The 20,663-nt window shown below is 38.0% G+C and carries 23 protein-coding genes and 1 pseudogene; 3 read left to right on the forward strand and 21 right to left on the reverse strand.

Going from position 1 to position 20,663, the window contains the following annotated elements; all coding sequences use genetic code 11:
• Positions 1-80: 80 nt before the first annotated feature.
• The 9 genes from CYJ36_RS19005 to CYJ36_RS19040 form a co-directional block, all read right to left on the reverse strand.
• The gene (locus CYJ36_RS19005; RefSeq protein ID WP_101568834.1) at positions 81-377 is read right to left on the reverse strand and encodes a DUF3817 domain-containing protein; all 297 of its coding nucleotides are present in this window, start codon (positions 375-377) and stop codon (positions 81-83) included.
• A gap of 118 nt (positions 378-495) precedes the next feature.
• On the reverse strand, positions 496-672 hold the full coding sequence (locus tag CYJ36_RS23855) for a hypothetical protein (RefSeq protein ID WP_180850469.1): 177 nt from the start codon (positions 670-672) through the stop codon (positions 496-498).
• A gap of 5 nt (positions 673-677) precedes the next feature.
• A complete protein-coding gene (locus CYJ36_RS19010) occupies positions 678-1,187 on the reverse strand; it encodes a DinB family protein (protein WP_101568835.1) in 510 nt (169 codons plus the stop codon).
• Positions 1,188-1,395: 208 nt separating this feature from the next.
• Positions 1,396-3,024, reverse strand: a complete 1,629-nt coding sequence (locus CYJ36_RS19015; RefSeq protein WP_101568836.1) for an MDR family MFS transporter — start codon at positions 3,022-3,024, stop codon at positions 1,396-1,398.
• Between the two features lie 10 nt (positions 3,025-3,034).
• Positions 3,035-3,460, reverse strand: a complete 426-nt coding sequence (locus CYJ36_RS19020) for a MarR family winged helix-turn-helix transcriptional regulator (protein WP_101568837.1) — start codon at positions 3,458-3,460, stop codon at positions 3,035-3,037.
• Between the two features lie 554 nt (positions 3,461-4,014).
• Complete coding sequence (locus tag CYJ36_RS19025) at positions 4,015-4,197, reverse strand: winged helix-turn-helix transcriptional regulator (RefSeq protein WP_142382724.1); 183 nt, start codon at positions 4,195-4,197, stop codon at positions 4,015-4,017.
• A 24-nt stretch (positions 4,198-4,221) separates the two neighbouring features.
• Complete coding sequence (locus CYJ36_RS19030; protein ID WP_101568839.1) at positions 4,222-4,554, reverse strand: hypothetical protein; 333 nt, start codon at positions 4,552-4,554, stop codon at positions 4,222-4,224.
• A 120-nt stretch (positions 4,555-4,674) separates the two neighbouring features.
• On the reverse strand, positions 4,675-6,147 hold the full coding sequence (locus CYJ36_RS19035) for an alkaline phosphatase family protein (protein ID WP_101568840.1): 1,473 nt from the start codon (positions 6,145-6,147) through the stop codon (positions 4,675-4,677).
• Positions 6,148-6,262: 115 nt separating this feature from the next.
• Positions 6,263-6,976, reverse strand: a complete 714-nt coding sequence (locus CYJ36_RS19040) for an endonuclease/exonuclease/phosphatase family protein (protein ID WP_101568841.1) — start codon at positions 6,974-6,976, stop codon at positions 6,263-6,265.
• A 349-nt stretch (positions 6,977-7,325) separates the two neighbouring features.
• Here CYJ36_RS19040 and CYJ36_RS24530 point away from each other — a divergent pair.
• Positions 7,326-7,500: pseudogene (locus CYJ36_RS24530) on the forward strand (DUF2238 domain-containing protein); the annotation flags it as partial.
• A 142-nt stretch (positions 7,501-7,642) separates the two neighbouring features.
• Here CYJ36_RS24530 and CYJ36_RS19050 read toward each other — a convergent pair.
• The 3 genes from CYJ36_RS19050 to CYJ36_RS19060 form a co-directional block, all read right to left on the reverse strand.
• Complete coding sequence (locus CYJ36_RS19050; protein ID WP_101568842.1) at positions 7,643-9,064, reverse strand: FAD-dependent oxidoreductase; 1,422 nt, start codon at positions 9,062-9,064, stop codon at positions 7,643-7,645.
• A 307-nt stretch (positions 9,065-9,371) separates the two neighbouring features.
• Entirely contained in the window at positions 9,372-9,887 is a 516-nt protein-coding gene (locus CYJ36_RS19055) for an undecaprenyl-diphosphatase (RefSeq protein ID WP_101568843.1), read from the reverse strand.
• Positions 9,888-10,202: 315 nt separating this feature from the next.
• Positions 10,203-10,385 carry a hypothetical protein gene (locus tag CYJ36_RS19060; protein ID WP_101568844.1) on the reverse strand — a complete coding sequence of 61 codons (183 nt, stop codon included), beginning with the start codon at positions 10,383-10,385 and terminating at the stop codon, positions 10,203-10,205.
• Positions 10,386-11,088: 703 nt separating this feature from the next.
• Between CYJ36_RS19060 and CYJ36_RS19065 the strand changes: the two genes are divergently transcribed.
• Together CYJ36_RS19065 and CYJ36_RS19070 are read left to right on the forward strand one after the other, a co-directional pair.
• Positions 11,089-11,715 (forward strand): DUF2238 domain-containing protein, encoded by a 627-nt coding sequence (locus CYJ36_RS19065; RefSeq protein ID WP_101568845.1) that lies wholly within the window; start codon positions 11,089-11,091, stop codon positions 11,713-11,715.
• Positions 11,716-11,811: 96 nt separating this feature from the next.
• Positions 11,812-11,982, forward strand: coding sequence for a hypothetical protein (locus tag CYJ36_RS19070; protein WP_219621127.1), 171 nt, complete (start codon positions 11,812-11,814; stop codon positions 11,980-11,982).
• Positions 11,983-12,086: 104 nt separating this feature from the next.
• Here the strand turns inward: CYJ36_RS19070 and CYJ36_RS19075 are convergent, their stop codons facing one another.
• The 9 genes from CYJ36_RS19075 to CYJ36_RS19115 all read right to left on the reverse strand — a co-directional run bounded on the left by CYJ36_RS19075 (position 12,087) and on the right by CYJ36_RS19115 (position 20,661).
• Positions 12,087-12,320, reverse strand: a complete 234-nt coding sequence (locus CYJ36_RS19075) for a YozE family protein (RefSeq protein WP_101568847.1) — start codon at positions 12,318-12,320, stop codon at positions 12,087-12,089.
• A 79-nt stretch (positions 12,321-12,399) separates the two neighbouring features.
• Positions 12,400-12,681, reverse strand: a complete 282-nt coding sequence (locus tag CYJ36_RS19080) for a YokU family protein (RefSeq protein ID WP_101568848.1) — start codon at positions 12,679-12,681, stop codon at positions 12,400-12,402.
• Positions 12,674-14,086, reverse strand: coding sequence for a lysine 2,3-aminomutase (gene ablA, locus CYJ36_RS19085; protein ID WP_101568849.1), 1,413 nt, complete (start codon positions 14,084-14,086; stop codon positions 12,674-12,676). The genes CYJ36_RS19080 and ablA overlap by 8 nt, the downstream gene beginning before the upstream one ends.
• Positions 14,087-14,173: 87 nt before the next feature.
• The gene (locus CYJ36_RS19090; RefSeq protein WP_374702836.1) at positions 14,174-15,550 is read right to left on the reverse strand and encodes a sigma-54 interaction domain-containing protein; all 1,377 of its coding nucleotides are present in this window, start codon (positions 15,548-15,550) and stop codon (positions 14,174-14,176) included.
• Between the two features lie 73 nt (positions 15,551-15,623).
• On the reverse strand, positions 15,624-16,478 hold the full coding sequence (gene ablB / locus CYJ36_RS19095) for a putative beta-lysine N-acetyltransferase (protein WP_257962548.1): 855 nt from the start codon (positions 16,476-16,478) through the stop codon (positions 15,624-15,626).
• Positions 16,479-16,562: 84 nt separating this feature from the next.
• Positions 16,563-17,993 carry an aldehyde dehydrogenase family protein gene (locus CYJ36_RS19100; RefSeq protein WP_101568851.1) on the reverse strand — a complete coding sequence of 477 codons (1,431 nt, stop codon included), beginning with the start codon at positions 17,991-17,993 and terminating at the stop codon, positions 16,563-16,565.
• Between the two features lie 38 nt (positions 17,994-18,031).
• Entirely contained in the window at positions 18,032-19,333 is a 1,302-nt protein-coding gene (locus CYJ36_RS19105) for a peptidase (RefSeq protein WP_101568852.1), read from the reverse strand.
• 12 nt (positions 19,334-19,345) lie between these two features.
• On the reverse strand, positions 19,346-19,984 hold the full coding sequence (locus tag CYJ36_RS19110; protein ID WP_101568853.1) for a 3-oxoacid CoA-transferase subunit B: 639 nt from the start codon (positions 19,982-19,984) through the stop codon (positions 19,346-19,348).
• The gene (locus tag CYJ36_RS19115) at positions 19,963-20,661 is read right to left on the reverse strand and encodes a CoA transferase subunit A (protein WP_374702837.1); all 699 of its coding nucleotides are present in this window, start codon (positions 20,659-20,661) and stop codon (positions 19,963-19,965) included. Before CYJ36_RS19115 ends, CYJ36_RS19110 begins: the two co-directional genes overlap by 22 nt.
• Positions 20,662-20,663 lie beyond the last annotated feature (2 nt).

Consider the following 20,663-nt stretch of genomic DNA (forward strand, 5'->3'; position numbering starts at 1 on the left):
CTCTTTTAGAAAATGATAGACATGGTGCAAAAGATAGAAAAGTTCAAGCAAAAAAAATAACCTTTCGACAAAGGTTATTTTTATGCGATCTTCGCTTTTTTTAATTTCGTATCAAGAATCATATTGCCAAACGGGATAAAAGCTACTGCAACAGCACTGAATACCCATGCGAACGACCATCTGATTTTAAACGTTGTATAAGCAATAATCAGCAGGTATGTGATAAAGAAAAATCCGTGAAGAGATCCTACGATGGTAACTGCCATCGGAATATCAGCTAAGTATTTTAGAGGCATGGCGATAAAAAGCAGAATGAGCAGCGACGCTCCTTCAATGAATCCCATGAGCCGAAAGCGGCCAATCGGTGTTTGAAGCATATATAAACCTCCAGTTCACTTTTTTCTTTCATTATAGGTTAAGGCTGGCGGAAAAACTATAGCAGCTGAGAAGACGTCATAGAATGTTCATTTCTAAATGTATGTCCACAAGATGGATTTATTCTTTTGATTGCTTTTTTTGCGTAACGATCGCCATATAAAGCACAGCACTAAAGCCAATAATCCCAAAAATCATAGCCATCACGTATGATAAGCTGAATTCGAAAAAGGCAATGCCAGGAATAAAGCTGATGCCTACTAAAATAACCAGAATCCAATGTCCGTACTTGTTCAATTAATTCACCCTTTTTTCTTTTCATAAAGATAAAAAACATAATCCAATGAAACACCTGGTACTCCCTGCTGTCTTAGCATAGCCGTGATATTTCCGCGATGGTAGGTTCCATGGTTGGCCACATGCTGAATTAATTCAAACACATTCGTTTCTAATTTACCAAACACCGGATGCTCGATCGTGAATACTTTTTCTGTGTCCAAATCAACATTCAAAAAAGATTCATATTCATTTGCAAGGTTCGAGTACATGCTTTCCAGTTCTTCAATACTTCTATTCAGTGATTCTTGCTGAACTTGCGCAAGATAGGTCATGATGCTTTCAAAAGGGTCCTGTTTGATCACTTTCAGCCACAATGCATCCGTCAGATAAATGTGGACCATGACATGGGAAATGGATGGAAACACACTCTCAATTTCATTCGTGTACATGTCATGAGGCAATTCTTTTAACCGATTAAACACTCTTGCATTTGACCACTTATGAAAATCGTACAGCTGGATTGTTTTTGACATGATACTCATCCTTTCACAGAAAAATGATGCTCCTCTCTATTATATATCCATAACTAACATTATGGAAAAAAATTCTAAAATTTCTCACGATTGATTATAATGGCCGGTGCTTTCTCTGTCTCTGCAGCATAATTACAGAAGGATCATTATTTCAGCTATAAAATCGGCAAATAAAAAACCAAGGCACCTGTGCACCTTGGTTTAATGATTAATTTTCATTGCTTTGCAATTTTCCTGTTCCAATCGGTTTTTCTTTTTTCGCGGCCGGTTGATCTTTTGCGCTTCTTAGCGGAATTTCTTTAATAAAGAATGTCAGAAGAATGGCAAGAGCCATTGTAATGGTAACAAAAATGAAAACACCTGATAATGCATAGCTCAGTGAATCCTGGAGCTGATGTATCACGTTTTCAAAGAAAGGTATAGCTTCTTTAGGCAATGTATTCTTCAAACCATCTAGTTTTTCATGATCCAATAGAAGCTGCGGATTTTGCAGCGACTCCATTGTGCCTGCAAGTTCTGGTGAGGCTGCCATTTGATTGGTGTCACCATTCTGACTCAAAGTTGACATTTTTTCCTCCATACGAGAATTGAGTAACGTTCCCATAATGGCAACCCCTACTGTTCCGCCTACAGATCGGAAAAGCTGTGACGAGGCTGTAGCAACACCAAGCAGTTTTTGATCAACCGCATTTTGAACCGTTAAGGTGAAGACCGTCATTCCAATACCGATTCCAAATCCAACTAATGTTAAGTAGAATACTAATGCATATTGTGATGTATCAACGTTCATAGTCGACAGCAAATACAGTCCTACAGCAGATATACATAGACCGATAATAGCCTGCATTTTGTATTTTCCCGTTTTAGAAATAATCTGACCGCCAAGTGCACTCGCAAACACGAGACCAAGCGTCATCGACATTGTCAGGAAGCTAGAGTGTGTTGCTGAATAGCCAAGTACACCTTGTATGAAATAAGGAACGTACATCACTCCGCCGAACATCGATACTCCGATGACAAATCCGATAATATTTGAGATCGTAAAAATACTGTTTTTAAATAAGTTTAACGGCAAGATCGGACTGACTGCTTTTCTCTCAATCAAAACAAAGATCAACAGTGAAAGGGCCGTGGCTCCAAACAGAGATAAAATTTGAACCGATCCCCAGTCGTATTTTGTCCCAGCCCAAGAAAAGCCCAGCAAAGCGAAGACGATTGTTGCAGATAAAAAGACTGATCCAAAATAATCCACTTTTTCGCCAGCTTTTTTCTCTGCTGAAGGGAATAGTTTCCAAATAAGGATAAGCGCAACTATTCCAAGCGGCAAGAACACCCAGAATACCCATTTCCACTCAAGGTTATCCACGATATATCCTCCAAGTGTTGGACCAAACACACTTGATATACCGAATACGGCACTCATAGCTCCCTGCCATTTACCGCGTTCTCGAGGTGCGAAAAGATCTCCTACAGCCGTGAAAGCAGTTGACATGATCATACCTGCACCAAAGCCTTGAATACCTCGATATATAATCAGCTGAACAATATCCATTGATGTTCCTGCTAAGAAGGCACCAATGGAAAAAATAATGATTCCGATAATTATAAACGGTTTTCTTCCATAAATATCTGACAGCTTTCCGACAAGAATTGTTGTAATCGCACTCGTAAGCATATATATTGTAAACACCCAGCTATAATAATCTAATCCGCCAAGATCAGAAATGATTTTCGGCAAGGCATTTCCAACAATCGTTTGATTGACAGCCGCAAAAAACATTGCAGCTATAATGGCAATCATGATCGTGATTTTTTCTTTTTGACTCAAATGCTCCATTGTTCCACCTCTATTGTTCATCTAGTAGTTTCGTTAATAATCGATTAAACACAATCATTTCTTCATCGGTTACGTTTTCCAGTTTTCGATGAAAGTATTCTGTAATGGTCTTCTCCACCGCTATCGCAACCCTTTCCCCTGATTCAGTCAGGGTTAAGAAAACCATTCTCCTATCATCTTCTGCTCTGACACGTGAAAGATAGCCTTTATGAATGAGCTTTTCACTTACAGCTGTTATGTGGCTGCTTGAAACACTTAATTTTTCAGCTATTTGACTGACATTTTGCTGTCTATGATCAAGCAGTATTCTTAGCACCATGAATTCATTAAATGGCACATACGTTTCCAGCAGCACATTCAAGTTAGTACGTGCCATCTTGTTTAACTTCCGGTAATTAGAGAGAAATTCATAAGTTAAATCCCATCTTGATTTCATTTTCCCCTCCTATACAGTTAATGAAATTAATATTTAACTTACTTAACTATTAACTTTATTAACTATATGCCTATCTGTTCTTCTTGTCAATGAATATGATAAAAGATAGAATTTTGCACAATTCAGATTGTATTTTAAGGATTTGGGCTAGAAAAATGGACATTTCAGACAGCAATGTCTCACTTTAGATAGTACATGATAAGTGAGCCCCTAAAATTAACAGGAAACCTCACATTAAGGGGGGATTATTAAATGGAATGGCCTCAATACTCAATTGCAATCGAGTTTTTTCTACGAGTAAAAAAAACAGCCCACTGAGTGACGGGTTCGGCTGAAGGGTGCAAACACATCAAATAACACTGGAAATAACATTGGAATTCGCATTTCAATTAGCATTCTTATTGGCATGATTTTAATTAACGAGTAAAACAAGCAAGCTACTTTTTGGTAGCTTGCTTGTTCAGGTAGAACATCCAAATTGGGTTTCAATGACATGCCATATTCCGTCACCCTGAATCTACTTTTGGGGGTACTTGTGCATTAACAACTCGGGTTCACAATGTTTTCCTATTCAAGTTCTCTGGATGAGAAGGCAATACTTTCCGGGCAACACCCGGAATGGCACGATGTAGTTCGCTAAAACGCATCGTGCCATTATGAATCAAATTCAGCATGATCCAAAATAGTACGCGGATAACTGCCGCTTCCTCAACTAACCTCCCGATGCTTAATACCAATTATTTCAAAATCGGATCATTAATTTAATCTTTTGGATTATATGTTTTTGTAATATCTGGTGTTAATTCTTTACTGAATTCTGCATTGGCTAAATTGAAGTTGTTACTTTGAAGCGGGTTTCTATTTTGTAAAGGATTTTGCATATTTCCCACAGTATTTTGAACCTTCCTATATCCATTTCGAGCTTGTTGTCTAACTTGTGTATTCCGACTTCCTATAATCCCCAGTATGGCTGCTCCTAACAGAGGAAGCATAAGCATAGTACCATTATTTCGCTTTCTTTTAAACATACCGAGTAAGTTTTTATTTCTTCTTCCACCTCTAAAGAGTGAAGAAAGCATTTGAAAATTGTTCATCCATTATCCTCCTTGTCACACAATAAATTTGTAGACATTTTATTGTGTGATAAGAGAAGAAAAATATAATTGGTAAATTGACGATCTTTTTCGAATTAAAAGGAATGCTATAAGGCATTTTTATGAGATTAATGTCAAAAGCCAATCCTTAATATCTAAAATGCGCATATGCCTTGGAGTTGAATCGGTACCACTAACGAACATGGACACTAAAGAATCTTGTTTGTGCAAGCCTCCATGACTTGCACCGCCAATATGTGTCGGAGAACTCTCCCCTTTGAATTCAGAACCAGGTTTTGCGCTTACAATGATATATTCACCCTCATGTGAGAAAAAGGAAGAATATAATCTTGCTAAAGCATCAGGGTAATCGCCATATTCGATTCTTTTATCTGTAATGCTGAGGTCTAAGATCTTCTTTTCTCCCTCTATAAACCAAGATTGCTCATACTCATCGGAATAATCCCCATCAGGATGAAATTGAAGATGCCCGTTATGCAACCCAGATGTGACAGTTACCGTTTTTTGTTTTTTAAATGCAATCACATCAATTCGACTATCTTTTTGCAGTATCTTCGCTATTTCCTCTAAAGGTGCCTTTTGGGTATCAAGAGAATATATAAAAGACATTCTCTCGTTAACAGCAAGAACAATTTCGTCTTCCAAAGTAACTCCCTTTCTCAACTTTACTATTCGATACGAACTTAAAAGCTTTCTAAGATCAATTAAAGCTTCCTTGCGATTTTGATTGATCCATGCTTGGCCATTATCACCAAGAATAATCCAAACGGTATTTGCAAGAGCATCCTCCCACGATTGAAATTGATTTAATATTTTTTGTAACTGTTGATCAACTTTTTCAATTCCCTTTATATCCGTTCTCCCATTTTTATGTACACTTTGATCTAAATCTGGATAATAGACAATCGTGAAAGCCGGTAGTTCATTTCGGTTTATAAGATAGGCCAGTTCATTTGAAGAAAATTTATCGTTGAATCCATACTTTTGCCAAAAGAAAGAGTTCTTTTTTAAAGGATTTAGCTTGTGCATCGCTCCATATGAGTACAAGTTCGGTGCGTAAGAATTCAACTCCCTTTTTAAGCCTGTAAACAATGATAAGAGAAAGGGAATTTTTAATTGGGTGGCGTAACTTCCCCTATATAATAGAGCATTTATGGATGCGCTTTGAATTCCTTTATCTTTTAAAATTTCATGAATGGTTTTATGCTGTTTGCTTAAATGCTCATGATTTAAATTATAAAATATGTCTACCATGGATTGCTTTAGTCCCAGTTTAAAAAGTTCACTAACATGACCACCATAATCGATAATTCTTTTTTCCTTTTCGTTATACCAAAGTAAGCCTGGGATTTTGTGTTTATCACTGTATACACCTGTTAATAAAGTACTATCAACATTGACTGACATAGTTGGAAATGGACTAACAAGATTTGATATGTAACGGCCATTTTTCATAAAAAATTGTAAGGCTGGAGCTTTTCCATCTTTAATTGCAGCCTGTATAGATTGATCCATTAATGTATCAATCATAAGCATGATGATTCTTTTTTTTTGAGATTGGTCTGGTGCCATTCTTTACTCTCCTTTCCTCACAAAACGTTGCTTCCATGTAATTATTATGAAATGTTTTTAAACAATTATTAAAGTTTATATAAGAAAATAGCTTTTTCTTTGTTTTTGGGCTCCTTCAACTGAATGATAATGTTGCTTTTACAGGTAAATGGTCAGATGCATTTGGGAAGTTCATAATAATTTCTGCTTCAATAACCCGAAAATGATGACTGACGAATAGGTAGTCCAATCTTGATCTTGGTCGAAGCGATGGATAAGTAAAGCCTGCCCCTTTGCCGGCAAGATGCCATGCGTCTTGAAATTCACGGGTTATTTTTCTCCATCCTTTTGACTCTGGTTTCATATTCCAATCACCCATAATAATCATTGGATGAGGCGTCTTAAGATGTTGGTTGACAATAAAGTCGGTTTGCTTCCGATGCAGAATGGGATTAAGGCTTAAATGGATTACATTGATTTGAAATAATTTTTTGTTAATCTCAATCGTGGAGTCGAGCAATGATCTTCCTTCGATGAGTCCTGGTATGAAATTAAAAAGATGCCTCTTTTCGTTCACGATTGGATAGCGAGACAGTAAGGCATTTCCATACTGCCTTACATTCGTTGAGTTTTTAGACGTTAGGGACAAAGAAGGGCCGAAAGTCTGATTCATGTTTAATTGTTTTGCAAGCCAACTAATCTGGTCTTCATAATCACTTCTTTTTGAAAAATACTTATCAACTTCGTTCAGACCAATGATATCGGCATCGCTTTTTTCGATTACTTCAGCAATTCGGAAAAGATCTAATTGCTTATCCATTCCCCTGCCATGGTGAATATTAAAGGTCATGACAGTAAACTCCAAAATCTTCACACCCTATGATTTTAATTTCAACATCCCTTTAAGAAAGAGCTAAAGAGAAATTATAGCCCCTTCTATTTGAGAAGGGCATTTCATGTTAGACAGCACCTATATTCATTTGATCGAAAATGGAGGTCAACAATGGCCAGTACCAATGGCTTCCGATAGTAATAGCACTTTTTTTCTCACAATGCATTCCCTTACTTAATTTCTTTTTAGGATTTGCAATTTAGCTTATGATTAAACAATATCCATTTGGAAGTTATGGATGATTTCACTTGGTCTGTATGACAACTGCTGTATTTCAAATACTCAAGTATATAACCTTTCTTTAGGAGTGAAAAAAGTGAATAAATTTAGAAGTACAACGATTCATCTATTTTTATACGGTAGTTTTTATATGGTCTGTTATCAAGCCTGCAGGATATTTGTCATGGGCATCAAAGGTAATTCCAGCCGTTACAGGACTAATCATCATAATTGCAAAGTACAATAAGTATCGCCTCCCCACAAACCATGGTAACAAATGCATGTTCAATTAATTTTTTGTAATGTTCTTCCCCTGCTTTTTGGTTATTCTCTACAAATTCTCCTAATGTATTATCAAATATCTCTACCTTTGAATTTTCAACACCAGTTAATTCTGCTTAACTGTTATTTGGAAATTTCTTCGAGGATTTTATTAGCTTCTCTAATTCCTGAAAGATACGCCCCATGAACAGTGGTTGGATAATCAGTTACAGTAGCTTCTCCAGCAAAAAATAATTTATTGTTAACTGATTCTGAGAGTATTTTATAATCTTCGGCTGACGCTCCTACTTTAATAAAGGAATATGATCCATAGGAGAAATGATCATTCCCCCACCGTGTAATTTTCCAAGAGATAGGATTTGGAATAGAAGGACCAAATATTTTCCTTAAAATAATCATCAGCTCTGAAATAATTTCTTTATCAATCCTATTTTCCAATGCATTACCGAAATCTCCTGCGTTCAAAGCAAGTAAAATAGGTTCATTAAGGTAATGATAGATATTCAAAAATTCTCCCCACTGCCCTTTATCTTCAGAAACATATCCCAATAAGTGAGGTTTCTTACTCCAGAATGCATTTGGAAACTTAACAAAAATCTTATTCAAAATCCCCATTCCTAGTTTATTTATTGCTTTTCTCTTTTGCTCAGGCAATTCAGGAATAAACAAAATATCATTCTTCTGCAAAACACCAAGAGGAACGGTTACAATTACATAATCTGCTGAAAATATACTTTTTTCTGAATAAACTTTCACAAAATCTTTTTCATAGTTAATTTTATAGATACGTTCATTTAAATTTATTTTAATATCCTTAATTAACAACTGAATTATTTGGTCATATCCGTTTGGAAATATTACATCTTCTCCCAGAAATTCTTCACTACTATCAAAGTTTAAGGCAGAAAGATTATAGCTACTTCCAGAATATTCGTGTTCTATTGCAGTATTAACATAATAATTCAATAACAGTTGCTCTTTTTCAGATAAATCTTCTTCTGTAATAAAGTGGTTTATTAAACTGGCAAGAGACCTATCTTGATGCAAATTGGAACGTTGTTCTTCGATAAATTCAACAAATTTTTCTGATTGTTTCTTTAAGTTTATTTCTTCCGATTCGCTTAATTCATCACCATTAAAGTTGAAAATCCAATGCGAATCATAATTAGTTATAGATGTATCGATTTTGTTTTTCTTAGCTAAGTCATAAATTGGATTACCTTTAATTCCATGAACCCAAGAAGCTCCCATATCTAATGGAATGTTATCTATGGAGCGATCCGTCCATATTCTTCCACCTATTCTATTTCTCCCCTCTAGTACAGTTACGTTTATTCCTTCTTTGGAAAGATGTGCAGCTGCAGCTAAACCACTAATTCCTGCTCCAATAATCACGACATTTTTCTTTGGATTGTTAATAGAAGTACCTTCAAATACATTTGAGAATTTAATTTGACATGCTTGAAGCAAGGCTATATCTGAAAAAACACTTGATATTTTAATGAAATCTCTTCTACTAATTGAAGTTTGAGATCTTTTAGTCATAACTCTGCTCCCGACAGGTATATTATGCGAGTGTTTACTGTTTCAAATTGGGTTTTTTTACAAGACAAAGTATCATTCCAGCATTTCTGGAATTGTAATACCAAGTTTGGGATACACGTCCGTATTATCTATTGTAAAGGTACTTTTGAACGGTATACCTCCCTTATTAACTTCAGTAATATCGTACCCACGTAAGTTATCTTAAAATTGGAAACAGTAAAATCCGAAAAAATTTTTCTCTTGGTAAAGGACTGTTACTGTATAAAAACAAATAATAATCACACATGATTTCGGCTAAATATAGCTGCTATTGACGGCCAAAATAAATTCCGCAGCGGGCAATTTTATCTAATATGATGCTGGTCATGGTGGCAATAAAGGCACTTCCGATAATATCAGACGGATAATGATGTCCAACCCAAATACGTGAGAAGCCCGTCACCACAGATAATACCCACATGATTGAACCAAGAACACGGTCATAAAGAAAGATAGTAGTAGATATAGCAAATACAAGCAGAGTATGTTTACTTGGAAATGAAGAATCCATTTTTGAAGGAATGAGTATGCCGACGCGACGTTTCACAAATGGACGTGGTTTAAAATAAAACAATTTAATCAAAGTGTTAATAAACAAAGTTACTCCCACAGATATCACAGCATTGCAAGACACTCTTTTGTATGAATCATTTCTAAACCCCATGAAAATCAAAACATAAATAAACACATAACGAATCTTTTTTGATACCAATATCATCAGCAAATCAATTGGAGAACAACGTCCGGTAATCTGATTGATTGACTTAAATACCTTGTAGTTCATAAAATTATCTCCTCACTATATAGATACAAATAAAATTCCCTCCTTAGCAAGAAATATGTAAAAATCGGGAAAATGAATTCTTCGGAATAAGGGAATGGGGTCTAGTAAGAATCTCAAATGTTTAACTATTAATGGATCTAATTAAATTTCTGGCCTGACTAAACTAAAGATCTTTTCAAGAGAAATTTAATAAACGTAAAAAAGTCGTTCTTCAGAGAAATTCATAACACAAATGTGTATAAAGAATGTCCCAAAGAACGCCTTGAAATTAATAAAATACTATTAATCCATAAAGGATTGCTTTAATATATAGCCTTATTGATTTCCGGACTGTTGTTGATTCTGTCCTTGCATCCCAGTCCCCATTCCCATCATGTTTGAGGCAAGTGGCATCATATTTTTCATTTTCCCGCCATTTCCATTCATCATTTGATAAGCTGCAATACCTACACCAACTGAAGCGACAACCGGTAAAATTTTATCCATATTTGTCTTCATCCATATCACCTTTTTTCATATTTTTGTTCATTTCCTGAACCTTAATATCTTGGCTAAAAATAACTTAATAATTTAAGGTGTTTGTTACCAATACAATTAGTAATAAAAAAATGTTTTAAAGGAAATAAATGATATAAAAATTTTTTAGAGATATATGATAAGAAAAAGAACAGATGAAAATTGCACAATCACTCTTCTAAATGGGAATTTTACTTTATGCATACCCTCTTCAACCCACATAACTCTAAATTAATCGCTTGTCATTAAGATAAAGCACCTGGATTTAGGGGGTTTAGTATAGCAATGCATATTAACCATTTTGAATAGAGAATGTCTGAATATGATTTCAGATTATCGAGGTGAAATATATTTCAAAATATATAAAAGTGGATCATAAAGAAGTTTAGAGAAGCCCGAAGAGTATTTTATTGTCTATGGTAAAGAATATAAACCAAGTTATTGCATGAAAAATTTCCATATATGAAATTAAAATTCATTGATCAAGCAAAAGCTTCAGCTTCCTAAAATAGCAGTTAATAATTTAAATGAAATGAATAAGTTAAAGATAATTTCTATGCACAAGTTGAAAATAGAAATTTCTATAAAGTGGATTACACGATCGAATGAAACAATACATTGAAAAATATGGAATTTGTTTGCGGTAATTACTGAGGAAAAATATGATAAATCTATGGAGAAAAAAATGGGAAAAGATAAAAGCATAACGATTCATATATTATTACTATCGCTAGTTACTTCAGTCTTTATTTGGTCAGTTATTAAGCCAGAAGGATACTTGATATGGACTATGGAAGTACTTCCATCCGTTGTGGTACTGGTTATTTTAATTGCATCGTACAATAAGTTTCGTTTCACCACATTATCATATTTCATTATTGCTGTTCTTTCGATTACTATGTTCATCGGTGCTCACTATACCTATTCAAAAGTTCCCCTATTTAATTGGATTCAAGATTATTTTGATTTAAAGCGGAACCACTATGATCGGTTTGGACATTTTCTAAAAGGTCTATTGACTATTGTTATTAGAGAAATATTAATACGTAAAACCCCTCTAACAAAAGGTCCTTGGTTATTTGCTGTCACTTTAAGTTTTGCACTTGCAATTGGAGCCTTATATGAAATTATAGAATGGTTAGCTTCTATTATTTCAAAAGGTGGAAAAGCTTCAAAAGACTTTTTGGGAACACAAGGTGATTTTTGGGATGCACAATGGGATATGTCATTAACTTTAGCAGGCTCTATCATAGTACTGCTTACTTTATCAAAACTACATAACAAGCTGTTAAGACGATTGTTTAAAAGATAAATGGTACAATTACTAACAAAAATAAATTGATAAGCAAGGCGGAATCCTATCAAAGAAACCTTATATAAGAGCCATTTGTTTAGTTTGAATATGTATATGAACATGCTTCTTCATCAAAAAGGATATCTATTAATCTTAGAAGAAGAAATAGACCGGCTGGCACAGGAGTTTGAAGAGTATACAATTATCCGTTCCATTCCTGGCATTGGAATTAAAAATCACAGCTACAATCATTTAATTGTCCAATATCCCACCTCAAACATATAAATGAAAAAGCACACCATTTTAACAGCTAAATGGTGTGCGAATTACATTTCGAATTACTTGCAACCCCTGAACAGAATCCGTTACCCACTGAGTGAGTTGTTTTTTTAGATCGTGGTTTTTTTCAAAATTTCTGTCTCATACAATTCCCATGCTTCATCAAAAATGACAAGACTTTGAAGATAGGACCCATTTAATTCTAAATACGAACTGATCTCATGGTAATCATCTGAGGATTTTGGAAAGCTGTGATCATCATAGGCATCGTTTGCAAATCTGCTAATGTCATCTGCTGGTTTAGGATGACGGTATTTCATTAAATAGTGGTAAAAAGATTTCACGAAAAATCCCCCTGTCGCAATAACGTTTCGAAAGTGACACCATTATAACGTGTATTGGTCAAGAAGAAAACTCTCCCGCTTAGCTGAAATCAAAATAGTTGCGTTTCAAGTGACGTTTCCACTTCATTAATTCTTCAAATTCAACGGTGTTTGGCAGCTCTTTAACAGCAATGAGCAAAAGCTGATTTTCAATTTCGTCAATCGTTTGTTCACTTTGATAGCTGATGCCGCAATCTGGGCAGGCAATGCATGGTGTATTTGAAATCTCAATCGCACGAGAACCATCGGGGAGCTCCCAGTGAACAAGGTTGCTTGATTGCTTGGCATTTTGGGATTCACACCAGTCGCAGCGCTTACTCATTTTCTGCAGCCTTCTTTTCTTCTGATTTTAAAAGCTGTGCCCTGAACTTTTTGTCCTTTAATTCATCCCTTTTGCCCCGTTTATCCTTTAATGTCGTATGTTCGGGATTGGTTTCAAACGTTTTTCTTCGATTGATGCGCCCTAATCCATCAGGAACGAGATTAAATTGGGCATCCTCGTATAGACCTGCAATTCCAGCCAATGATTTCTTAGATGCAGAATCAGGATAAATCTCATTAAAATAATCATCAGCAAGACCTGGTGTATAATTTTCCGGTTCCGGATAGGTTGTGATGACGCCTTCAAAATTACGAAGCACAACTTTATCAGGACTTTGAGAGATTAAATAGTTTGGCTGCAGAGCAATTTTACCGCCGCCGCCAGGTGCGTCAACGACAAAAGTCGGCACCGAATATCCACTTGTATGTCCGCGCAGCCCTTCAATAATTTCAAGTCCTTTCGAAACAGGTGCACGGAAATGACCAATACCTTCTGACAAATCACATTGATAAATATAATAAGGTCTGACACGGATTTTAACGAGATCATGCATCAGCTTTTTCATAATTTGAACACTATCATTAATTCCTGCCAGAATAACGGCCTGATTGCCGACAGGCACGCCTGAGTTCACAAGCATCTCACATGCCTTTTTGGATTCTTCGGTGATTTCTATTGATGTGTTAAAATGCGTATTCAGCCAGACTGGATGATACTTTTTCAGGATATTGCAGAGATTTTCTGTGATTCTCTGCGGAAATACCACCGGCGCACGTGTCCCGATCCTAATAATTTCAACGTGATCGATTGCGCGAAGATTTTTCAAAATATATTCAAGGATTGTGTCATTGATTAACAGCCCGTCACCGCCTGAAATCAGCACATCACGTACTTCTGGCGTTTGTGCAATATAATTGATTGCGTCATCAAGCTGTTTCTTCGGCACACCCATCCCAATCTGGCCTGAGAAACGTCTTCTCGTGCAATACCTGCAATACATGGAGCATTGATTCGTCACAAGAAAAAGCACACGATCTGGATAGCGGTGTGTCAGGCCTGGCACAGGTGAATCTTCATCCTCATGTAGCGGATCTTCCAGGTCATATTTTGTTTTGTATAGTTCTTGTGAAATCGGAACAGACTGCATGCGAATCGGACATCTTGGATCATCTTCGTTCATGAGCCAGGCATAGTATGGAGTAATATTTAAGGGGATCGTTTTCGTTGAAATTTTAACCCCTTCTTCTTCATCTGGAGTTAAATTGATAACCTTTTTTAAGTCATCTAACGTACGGATTGTATTTGTCAGCTGCCATAGCCAGTCATTCCACTGCTCATCTGTTACATTTTTCCAAAGCTCGATGTCTTTCCAGTCTCGCTTTGGCTTGTATAGATCGTATTTCATGGAAGTTCCCCCATTTCGGTCTTTACCATTATTACATGCAAAAACCATGCCAATGTGACTGAACCGCGGGAAATTAACATACATAGATTATGTTTTCGCTTTAGATGCCGAAAATTGGTCAGGAGAGTATTTTTTGAGCTTGTATTGCAGCGTTTGTCTCGGAATTTGAAGGAGTTTTGCCGCCTTCAAAATGTTCCCGTCACAATGTGTAAGGGCTTCTTGAATGATTTCCTTTTCCATCATGAACATTTTGTCGTGAAGGGAGGCTGCCTTCTCTGGTCTATGATTATTTTTCACTAAATATGGAGGAAGATGTTCTAGCAAAAGGGCATCATCATCGCACATATTCATCGCATACTCAATGCAATGCTTTAATTCCCTCACATTCCCGGGCCAATGATGCAGGGATAGTAAGTTTTGGGCTTCTTCTGTTATAGACGCAACCCGTTTTTGAAATTCATGATTGTACATTTTTATAAATGAAGTAATCAATAAAGGAAGATCAAGTTTTCGTTCTCTTAGTGGTGGAAGGCTGATGCCAAAGACGTTTAAGCGAAAATAGAGATCTTCCCTTATTTTATTCTCAGTCAAGCATTGCTCAGGGGTAACATTCATTGCAGCAATCACTCTTACATCAACGGTAACCGCATGGCTGCTGCCTATTCTTCTGATCGTTCCATCGTCAATCACCCGCAGCAGTTTTGCCTGGAGATTTAAAGGCATGGACTGCAGTTCATCCAGAAAAAGCGTGCCGCCGTGAGACAGTTCAAACAAGCCTGCTCGGTCAACAGCTCCTGTATAGCTTCCTTTAGCTGTGCCGAATAAAAGACTTTCAAGCAATGCTTCAGGCAAGGCTGCACAGTTTTGAGCAATAAAGGGGGCATCTCGGCGCTTTGATTCGTTGTGGATGGCTTGTACGATTAATTCTTTTCCAGTTCCTGTTTCACCATAGACGAGAACATTTGAGGAAGTTTTCGCGACTTTTTTTACTAAGCTTTTTATGATTATTACGTTTTTGCTTGTTGTGATGATGTCATCGAGCACATATCTTGTTCCGTTTGATCCTTCCATTTTTTCAGGTGAATACAGCTGCTTTTGAAGATCGGCAAGTCTTTCTGTCAATCGCTTTATTGCAGAGTAATCCTTCGCGATTTCAACCGCTCCAATGACTTTGTTTTCCGATAGTATCGGCAAGCTTGTATTAACGGTCTCAATTTTTTCGCCTTTTACATTAATGTAAGTCTGAGAATGATGGTATATGGGCTTTTTCGTTTTAATGACTTTCAACAGGGTACTCGTTTCCTCAGAGAGAGACGGAAAAACATCAAACAAATGCTTGCCAACCACTTCATCAACTTTTAATCCATCATGATAGGCCGCAATTTCATTATAAAAAACAGTCATTCCATTTTCATCTACTGCATGGATGCCCTCGTCAATCGTTTCTAAAATATGATGAATCATTCTCTCCCGATTTGGATCCGTCAATGACTGTACCCCCCTTGTCAACAAGTGCTTAATTTTCGGCACCATCTGCTCAATTTTCGGCAGATAGATCTTTGCACCACACATTCATGTTTTCAATATCCGTGCTGATCACACAATTATTTGTAAGTCTGCCTGTATATTCATAGCCTAGCTGGTGCAAAACAGCGTTCATTCCGAAAGAGGCTGCCCGTGCAATGGAATAAGCACAAAAAATGCCTTTCTCACGCAGTTTTTCCTCTATAGCTAGAATGAGGCTTCTCATTAATTTATGTTTCCTGACTTCCGGCAAGGTCGCACAATCCGTTATTTCAGCATTGTGATACGTTTGATTGATTTCCGCTGATGCTGCACTAACGATTCTTTCTCCTTGTTTGACAAGGAAATAAATCGTACCTTCTGTCATCGTCTTTTTTATGTACTCGCTTGAGTGAAGGGGTGTCGGATAGACTTCGAATACTTGACTGTATAATGCAGCCAGCGGCTTGGCATCGTGTTCAGCTGCGATCCTGAATTCAAACTCTGACGACTGAATGTGATCTGATTTCTCTTTTTTATAAATGGAAGAGATGATGCTGTCTTGCTCGATCCAATCGTTAGTCTTTCTTCGTTCTTCACTCAAATACTTTGTGAAAAAATAAGCGTCATCTCCATGAAAGTAATTGGTAATGATAGCTTCAAACTGATATTGATGACTTAACAAGGTGAAAATATCAGCAGCTCTTGTTTTTACAATGATTTTTGTGAATTTATTATTTGCGGCGATTTCCGTGACATCATTCACCATGTTTTCTGCATTTCCCCGATAATCATCGATTCTCACACGTTCGTTAAAATAATCAAGAACGGCTTCAGCTCGGTAGCTAATTGCAGTTAATGTTTTCTGTTCGGAATATTTTTTTTTCAAGGTCATACCCCCATTGGAAAAAAATCCTAAATTTCAACTCAAAAAAATAGAGTGCAGCGAACCACACTCTATTTTTTTCAGGCTTCAGAGCTTCGTATGGTTAAACGAAATTAACTTCAATTCTGTCAGTTCTTCAATTGCGTATTTAATGCCTTCTCTGCCAAAGCCGCTGTCCTTCACACCGCCGTATGGCATGTGATCAACACGGAATGTTGGGATATCATTTATCATGACTCCTCCAACGTGCAATGCTTTTGCTGCTTGAAATGCAAGGTCTACTTGATTCGTAAATACTCCTGCCTGCAGTCCGTATCTTGAGTTATTTACTTCTTCAATTGCCTCATCAAAGTCTTTAAAGGAATTGATGATGACAATGGGAGCAAATGCTTCCTGACAGGAAAGGTTTACGTCTGAAGAGACATTTAATAAAATGGTCGGCAAAACGATTTGATTGTCCTCTGATTTCCCGCCGCATGCTATAGCTGCACCTGTTTCTGCCGCTTCTTTAATCCAAGAAATCGCCCGATCTACATCATCGCCTGAGATTAAGGAGGACACATCTGTCTCTTCATCCAGCGGATTGCCGAATTTGAGTTTTTTCGTTTCTTCAACGGCTTTTTGAACGAATTCATCAAATACGTTTTCGTGAACATATATACGCTGAACGGATATGCACACCTGCCCTGCATAAGCGAACGCACCTGTCACACACCTTGGAGCGACCTTTGAAACATCGACATCATCCCCGACAATAACTGCAGAATTCGATCCTAATTCAAGCAATGTTTTTCTCATGCCTGCCTGTTTTTTCAGCGTTTTGCCAACGTCTGGGCTGCCTGTAAACGTCAGGGCTTTGATACGCTCATCAGACGTAAAGTACTTGCCGATTTCGCTTCCCTTTCCTGTTACAATGTTCAGCGCACCTTCCGGCAATCCCGCTTCATGGAAAAGCTGTCCGATGAAGTAAGAGCTTAAAGGAGTTTGCGTCGCTGGTTTTAACACAACCGTATTTCCTGCCGCAAACGCTGGTCCGAGCTTATGGGCCACCAGATTCATCGGAAAGTTAAAAGGCGTAATGGCACCGATGACTCCAATTGGCTCCCGGACAGTGTAAGCAGTGCGATTTTCGCCTCCAGGCGCGGCATCCATTGAAATCGTTTCGCCATTTAATCGTCTCGCTTCCTCTGCTGCAAACGTGTACGTCATGACCGTCCGATCCACTTCTGCTCTTGCCGTTTTAATTGGTTTAGCTGCTTCTTTCGCAATAATGGCCGCAGCTTCCTCTTTTCGTTCTGAAAGCAAATTCGCAGTCCTCAGTAATATTTCTGCACGCTTATGCGCAGGAAGATCATTCATTTTCCCAATCGCTTCACTTGCTGCGTCTACCGCTGCTTTTACTTGATCTTGACCGGCAATAGCCACTTCTGCCAGCAGTTCCTTAGAGTAAGGTGATTGTAAATCCTGATAGTTTTCTGCTTCAATGTGCTGTCCATTAATCCATAAATGCTGTTTCATTTAATTACACCTCAATTATATAGTACATTCTCACTCTATTATTTACCCTTTCGGTCATCCTGTAAAAACCTCTGTTCAGAAACGCCGCACCATTCTAATAGAAAAACAGCCAGAATCTTTGTGCAGTCTATCATCTTATCAATTTCAATGTATTCATTCGGAAAATGTGCAACCTCAGTAACCCCTGGCCCGAAAACGATTGATGGAATATCACCAGCATGTGAGATAAGACCTGCATCCGTTCCCCAAGGTGATGCCTCGATGACAGGTTCTTCATGAAGGATTTGTTTATAGGAATCCTTCAATGTGGACAGAAGAGGATGATGGCTGTCAATTTCATTCGGAAGCCACCTCGCTCCAAACCATTCAAGTTCAACAGGATGCTCCTTAAACCATTCATCCTTGGAGGAAAGCTCTTCAAGAAAGCCTTGAAATTCAGCCTGCACTTCCTCAATTGTTTCATTTGGAGCGATGCCGCATCTGCCTTCCAGAGTTACTAGATCTGCTACAGAAGATGGCCAGCTCCCGCCTTCAATTTTCCCTATATTAATCGGTACTGGAATCGGTATTCCTTTATACAGCGGATCTGTTATTTTTTCATTGCGTTTTGCTTCAAGCTCAAGAATGTGCTGGACAACAAGTGTACTTTTTTCGATCGCGCTAACGCCCTCATACCTCGTTCCCCCGTGCGCAGAGCGTCCCTTTACTTTCAGCCTGAACCACATTGAGCCCTGCTGCTTTTGGAAAATTTTAAGTTTTGTAGGCTCCGGAATGATGGCAGCGTCTGCTTTATATCCTCTTAAGATCGCTGCCAGTGTTCCGGCTCCTCCGCTCTCTTCTTCGATGACACTCTGAAAAATGACATCTCCTTTTAAGGCAATGCCTGATGCTTTTATGGCCTCGATTGCCATCAAGAGCGAGACGTTTCCTCCTTTCATATCCGTCGATCCGCGTCCATACAGACGATTATCTTTTACCTCCGCCAGATATGGATCCACATCCCACTGCTTTAAATCCCCCTCAGGAACTACGTCGATATGACCGTTTAAAATGACAGATTTCCCTTCTCCTGTTCCTTTTAAAACGCCGACAATATTTGGGCTGTCTTTAAATGAAGTTCTAGTCGCAACAAAATGCGGATGCTGTTTCAGCAGTTTGCCCCCTGGTTCCCAAAGGTCGATATCAAGCCTCAGCTGACGGCATTTTTCCAGCACGACAGCTTGTGCTGAAGCCTCATTCCCCTGTACACTTCGCTGTTCCACCATTTTTTTCAGAAGTTTAATCGCCCTGTTTCGATTTTCATCTATCCATATGCAAACTTGCTCTTTCAGGTTATTCATTGAATCACCCCTTCAAGTATTGAGCGAAGCTCCTGTGCATCTGATGACATCTTCTACCGTGAAAGGAGCCATGATTTCTTTTAGAAAAAGTCCAGATTCGTTCACTTCAATGACAGCCATGTCTGTAATAATCAAATCAACACACTGTTTTGATGTAAGCGGCAATGTGCAGGTTGAAAGAATTTTCGGATCTCCATTTTTATTCACATGATTCATGACAACAATGACTCTTTTTGCTTTACTGGCTAGTTCCATTGCGCCGCCCATTCCAGGAACCCGCTTTCCAGGAACGATCCAATTCGCGAGATCCCCTTTTTCACTGACTTGAAGTGAACCAAGAATGGTCAAATCAATACAGCCCCTGCGAATCATGCCAAATGCAGTGGTCGTGTCAAAATAAGAAGCTCCCCGTTCTAGAGTAACAGGGTAGCCTGCGGCATTGCATAATGCACCATCTTCATAACCTGACTCTGGGGTTGGTCCGATGCCGAGTATTCCATTTTCTGCTTGTATCATGACTTGAGGTTTATTCTTTAAATAGTTAGGCACGAGCGAAGGAATCCCTATTCCAAGATTGACAATCATGCCATTTTCGATTTCTTCAGCAGCCCTTTTCGCAATCTTTTCTCTTACTTCGGCTCCCATACCCATTTCCAATTCACCCCTTCACTTTGGACGATGGCCTGAACAAATACACCTGGTGTGATGATTGTTTCAGGATCAAGCTCTCCTAAACTGACAATCTCATCTACTTCAGCAATCGTATAATCTCCAGCCATAGCCATAAGAGGGTTCATGTTTCTTGCACTTTTATCGTAAATCATGTTGCCGAATTCATCGGCAATTTTTCCGTAAATGATGGCAACATCCGCAGTGAGTGCTGTTTCAATAAAAAAGTCTCGTCCTTCCACCTTCACAAGCTCTTTTCCCTTTTCAGCAATCTCGCTTCCCATGCCTACATCTGAAAGGATCCCTCCAAGACCCATGCCTCCTGCACGAATTCTTTCCCCAAGCGTTCCCTGGGGTGAAAATTCCACTTCCAGCTTTCCTTCAGACATCAGGCTTCCGGCTATTGGGTTGGATCCAATATGTGAAGCAATGACTTTACGGACACGCCCAGCTGAAATCAGTTTTCCGATTCCAATATGAGGAAAACCAGTGTCATTGCAGATGATTTCAAGGTCACGGACTTCTTTTTCTAAAATTGCATCAATTAGAGATGGAGGAGAACCAACTCCTCCAAAACCGCCTACCATCATCTTGCTGCCGTCATTAATTTTCCTTAGTATCTCATCGATTTCTCTGATTTTCTGAAAAGAATTAGCGATCA

Source organism: Bacillus sp. UMB0893, assembly GCF_002858905.1.
Lineage (GTDB): Bacteria > Bacillota > Bacilli > Bacillales > Bacillaceae > Bacillus_P.

Excerpts from the sequence above, each read along its gene's own strand:
- CYJ36_RS19005 (WP_101568834.1), bottom strand. The coding sequence starts at position 377 with ATGCTTCAAACACCGATTGGCCGCTTTCGGCTCATGGGATTCATTGAA.
- CYJ36_RS19010 (WP_101568835.1), bottom strand. The coding sequence starts at position 1,187 with ATGTCAAAAACAATCCAGCTGTACGATTTTCATAAGTGGTCAAATGCA.
- CYJ36_RS19015 (WP_101568836.1), bottom strand. The coding sequence starts at position 3,024 with ATGGAGCATTTGAGTCAAAAAGAAAAAATCACGATCATGATTGCCATT.
- CYJ36_RS19020 (WP_101568837.1), bottom strand. The coding sequence starts at position 3,460 with ATGAAATCAAGATGGGATTTAACTTATGAATTTCTCTCTAATTACCGG.
- CYJ36_RS19030 (WP_101568839.1), bottom strand. The coding sequence starts at position 4,554 with ATGAACAATTTTCAAATGCTTTCTTCACTCTTTAGAGGTGGAAGAAGA.
- CYJ36_RS19035 (WP_101568840.1), bottom strand. The coding sequence starts at position 6,147 with ATGGCACCAGACCAATCTCAAAAAAAAAGAATCATCATGCTTATGATT.
- CYJ36_RS19040 (WP_101568841.1), bottom strand. The coding sequence starts at position 6,976 with ATGACCTTTAATATTCACCATGGCAGGGGAATGGATAAGCAATTAGAT.
- CYJ36_RS19050 (WP_101568842.1), bottom strand. The coding sequence starts at position 9,064 with ATGACTAAAAGATCTCAAACTTCAATTAGTAGAAGAGATTTCATTAAA.
- CYJ36_RS19055 (WP_101568843.1), bottom strand. The coding sequence starts at position 9,887 with ATGAACTACAAGGTATTTAAGTCAATCAATCAGATTACCGGACGTTGT.
- CYJ36_RS19060 (WP_101568844.1), bottom strand. The coding sequence starts at position 10,385 with ATGAAGACAAATATGGATAAAATTTTACCGGTTGTCGCTTCAGTTGGT.
- CYJ36_RS19065 (WP_101568845.1), top strand. The coding sequence starts at position 11,089 with ATGGGAAAAGATAAAAGCATAACGATTCATATATTATTACTATCGCTA.
- CYJ36_RS19070 (WP_219621127.1), top strand. The coding sequence starts at position 11,812 with ATGAACATGCTTCTTCATCAAAAAGGATATCTATTAATCTTAGAAGAA.
- CYJ36_RS19080 (WP_101568848.1), bottom strand. The coding sequence starts at position 12,681 with ATGAGTAAGCGCTGCGACTGGTGTGAATCCCAAAATGCCAAGCAATCA.
- ablA (WP_101568849.1), bottom strand. The coding sequence starts at position 14,086 with ATGAAATACGATCTATACAAGCCAAAGCGAGACTGGAAAGACATCGAG.
- CYJ36_RS19090 (WP_374702836.1), bottom strand. The coding sequence starts at position 15,550 with ATGATTCATCATATTTTAGAAACGATTGACGAGGGCATCCATGCAGTA.
- CYJ36_RS19100 (WP_101568851.1), bottom strand. The coding sequence starts at position 17,993 with ATGAAACAGCATTTATGGATTAATGGACAGCACATTGAAGCAGAAAAC.
- CYJ36_RS19105 (WP_101568852.1), bottom strand. The coding sequence starts at position 19,333 with ATGAATAACCTGAAAGAGCAAGTTTGCATATGGATAGATGAAAATCGA.
- CYJ36_RS19110 (WP_101568853.1), bottom strand. The coding sequence starts at position 19,984 with ATGGGTATGGGAGCCGAAGTAAGAGAAAAGATTGCGAAAAGGGCTGCT.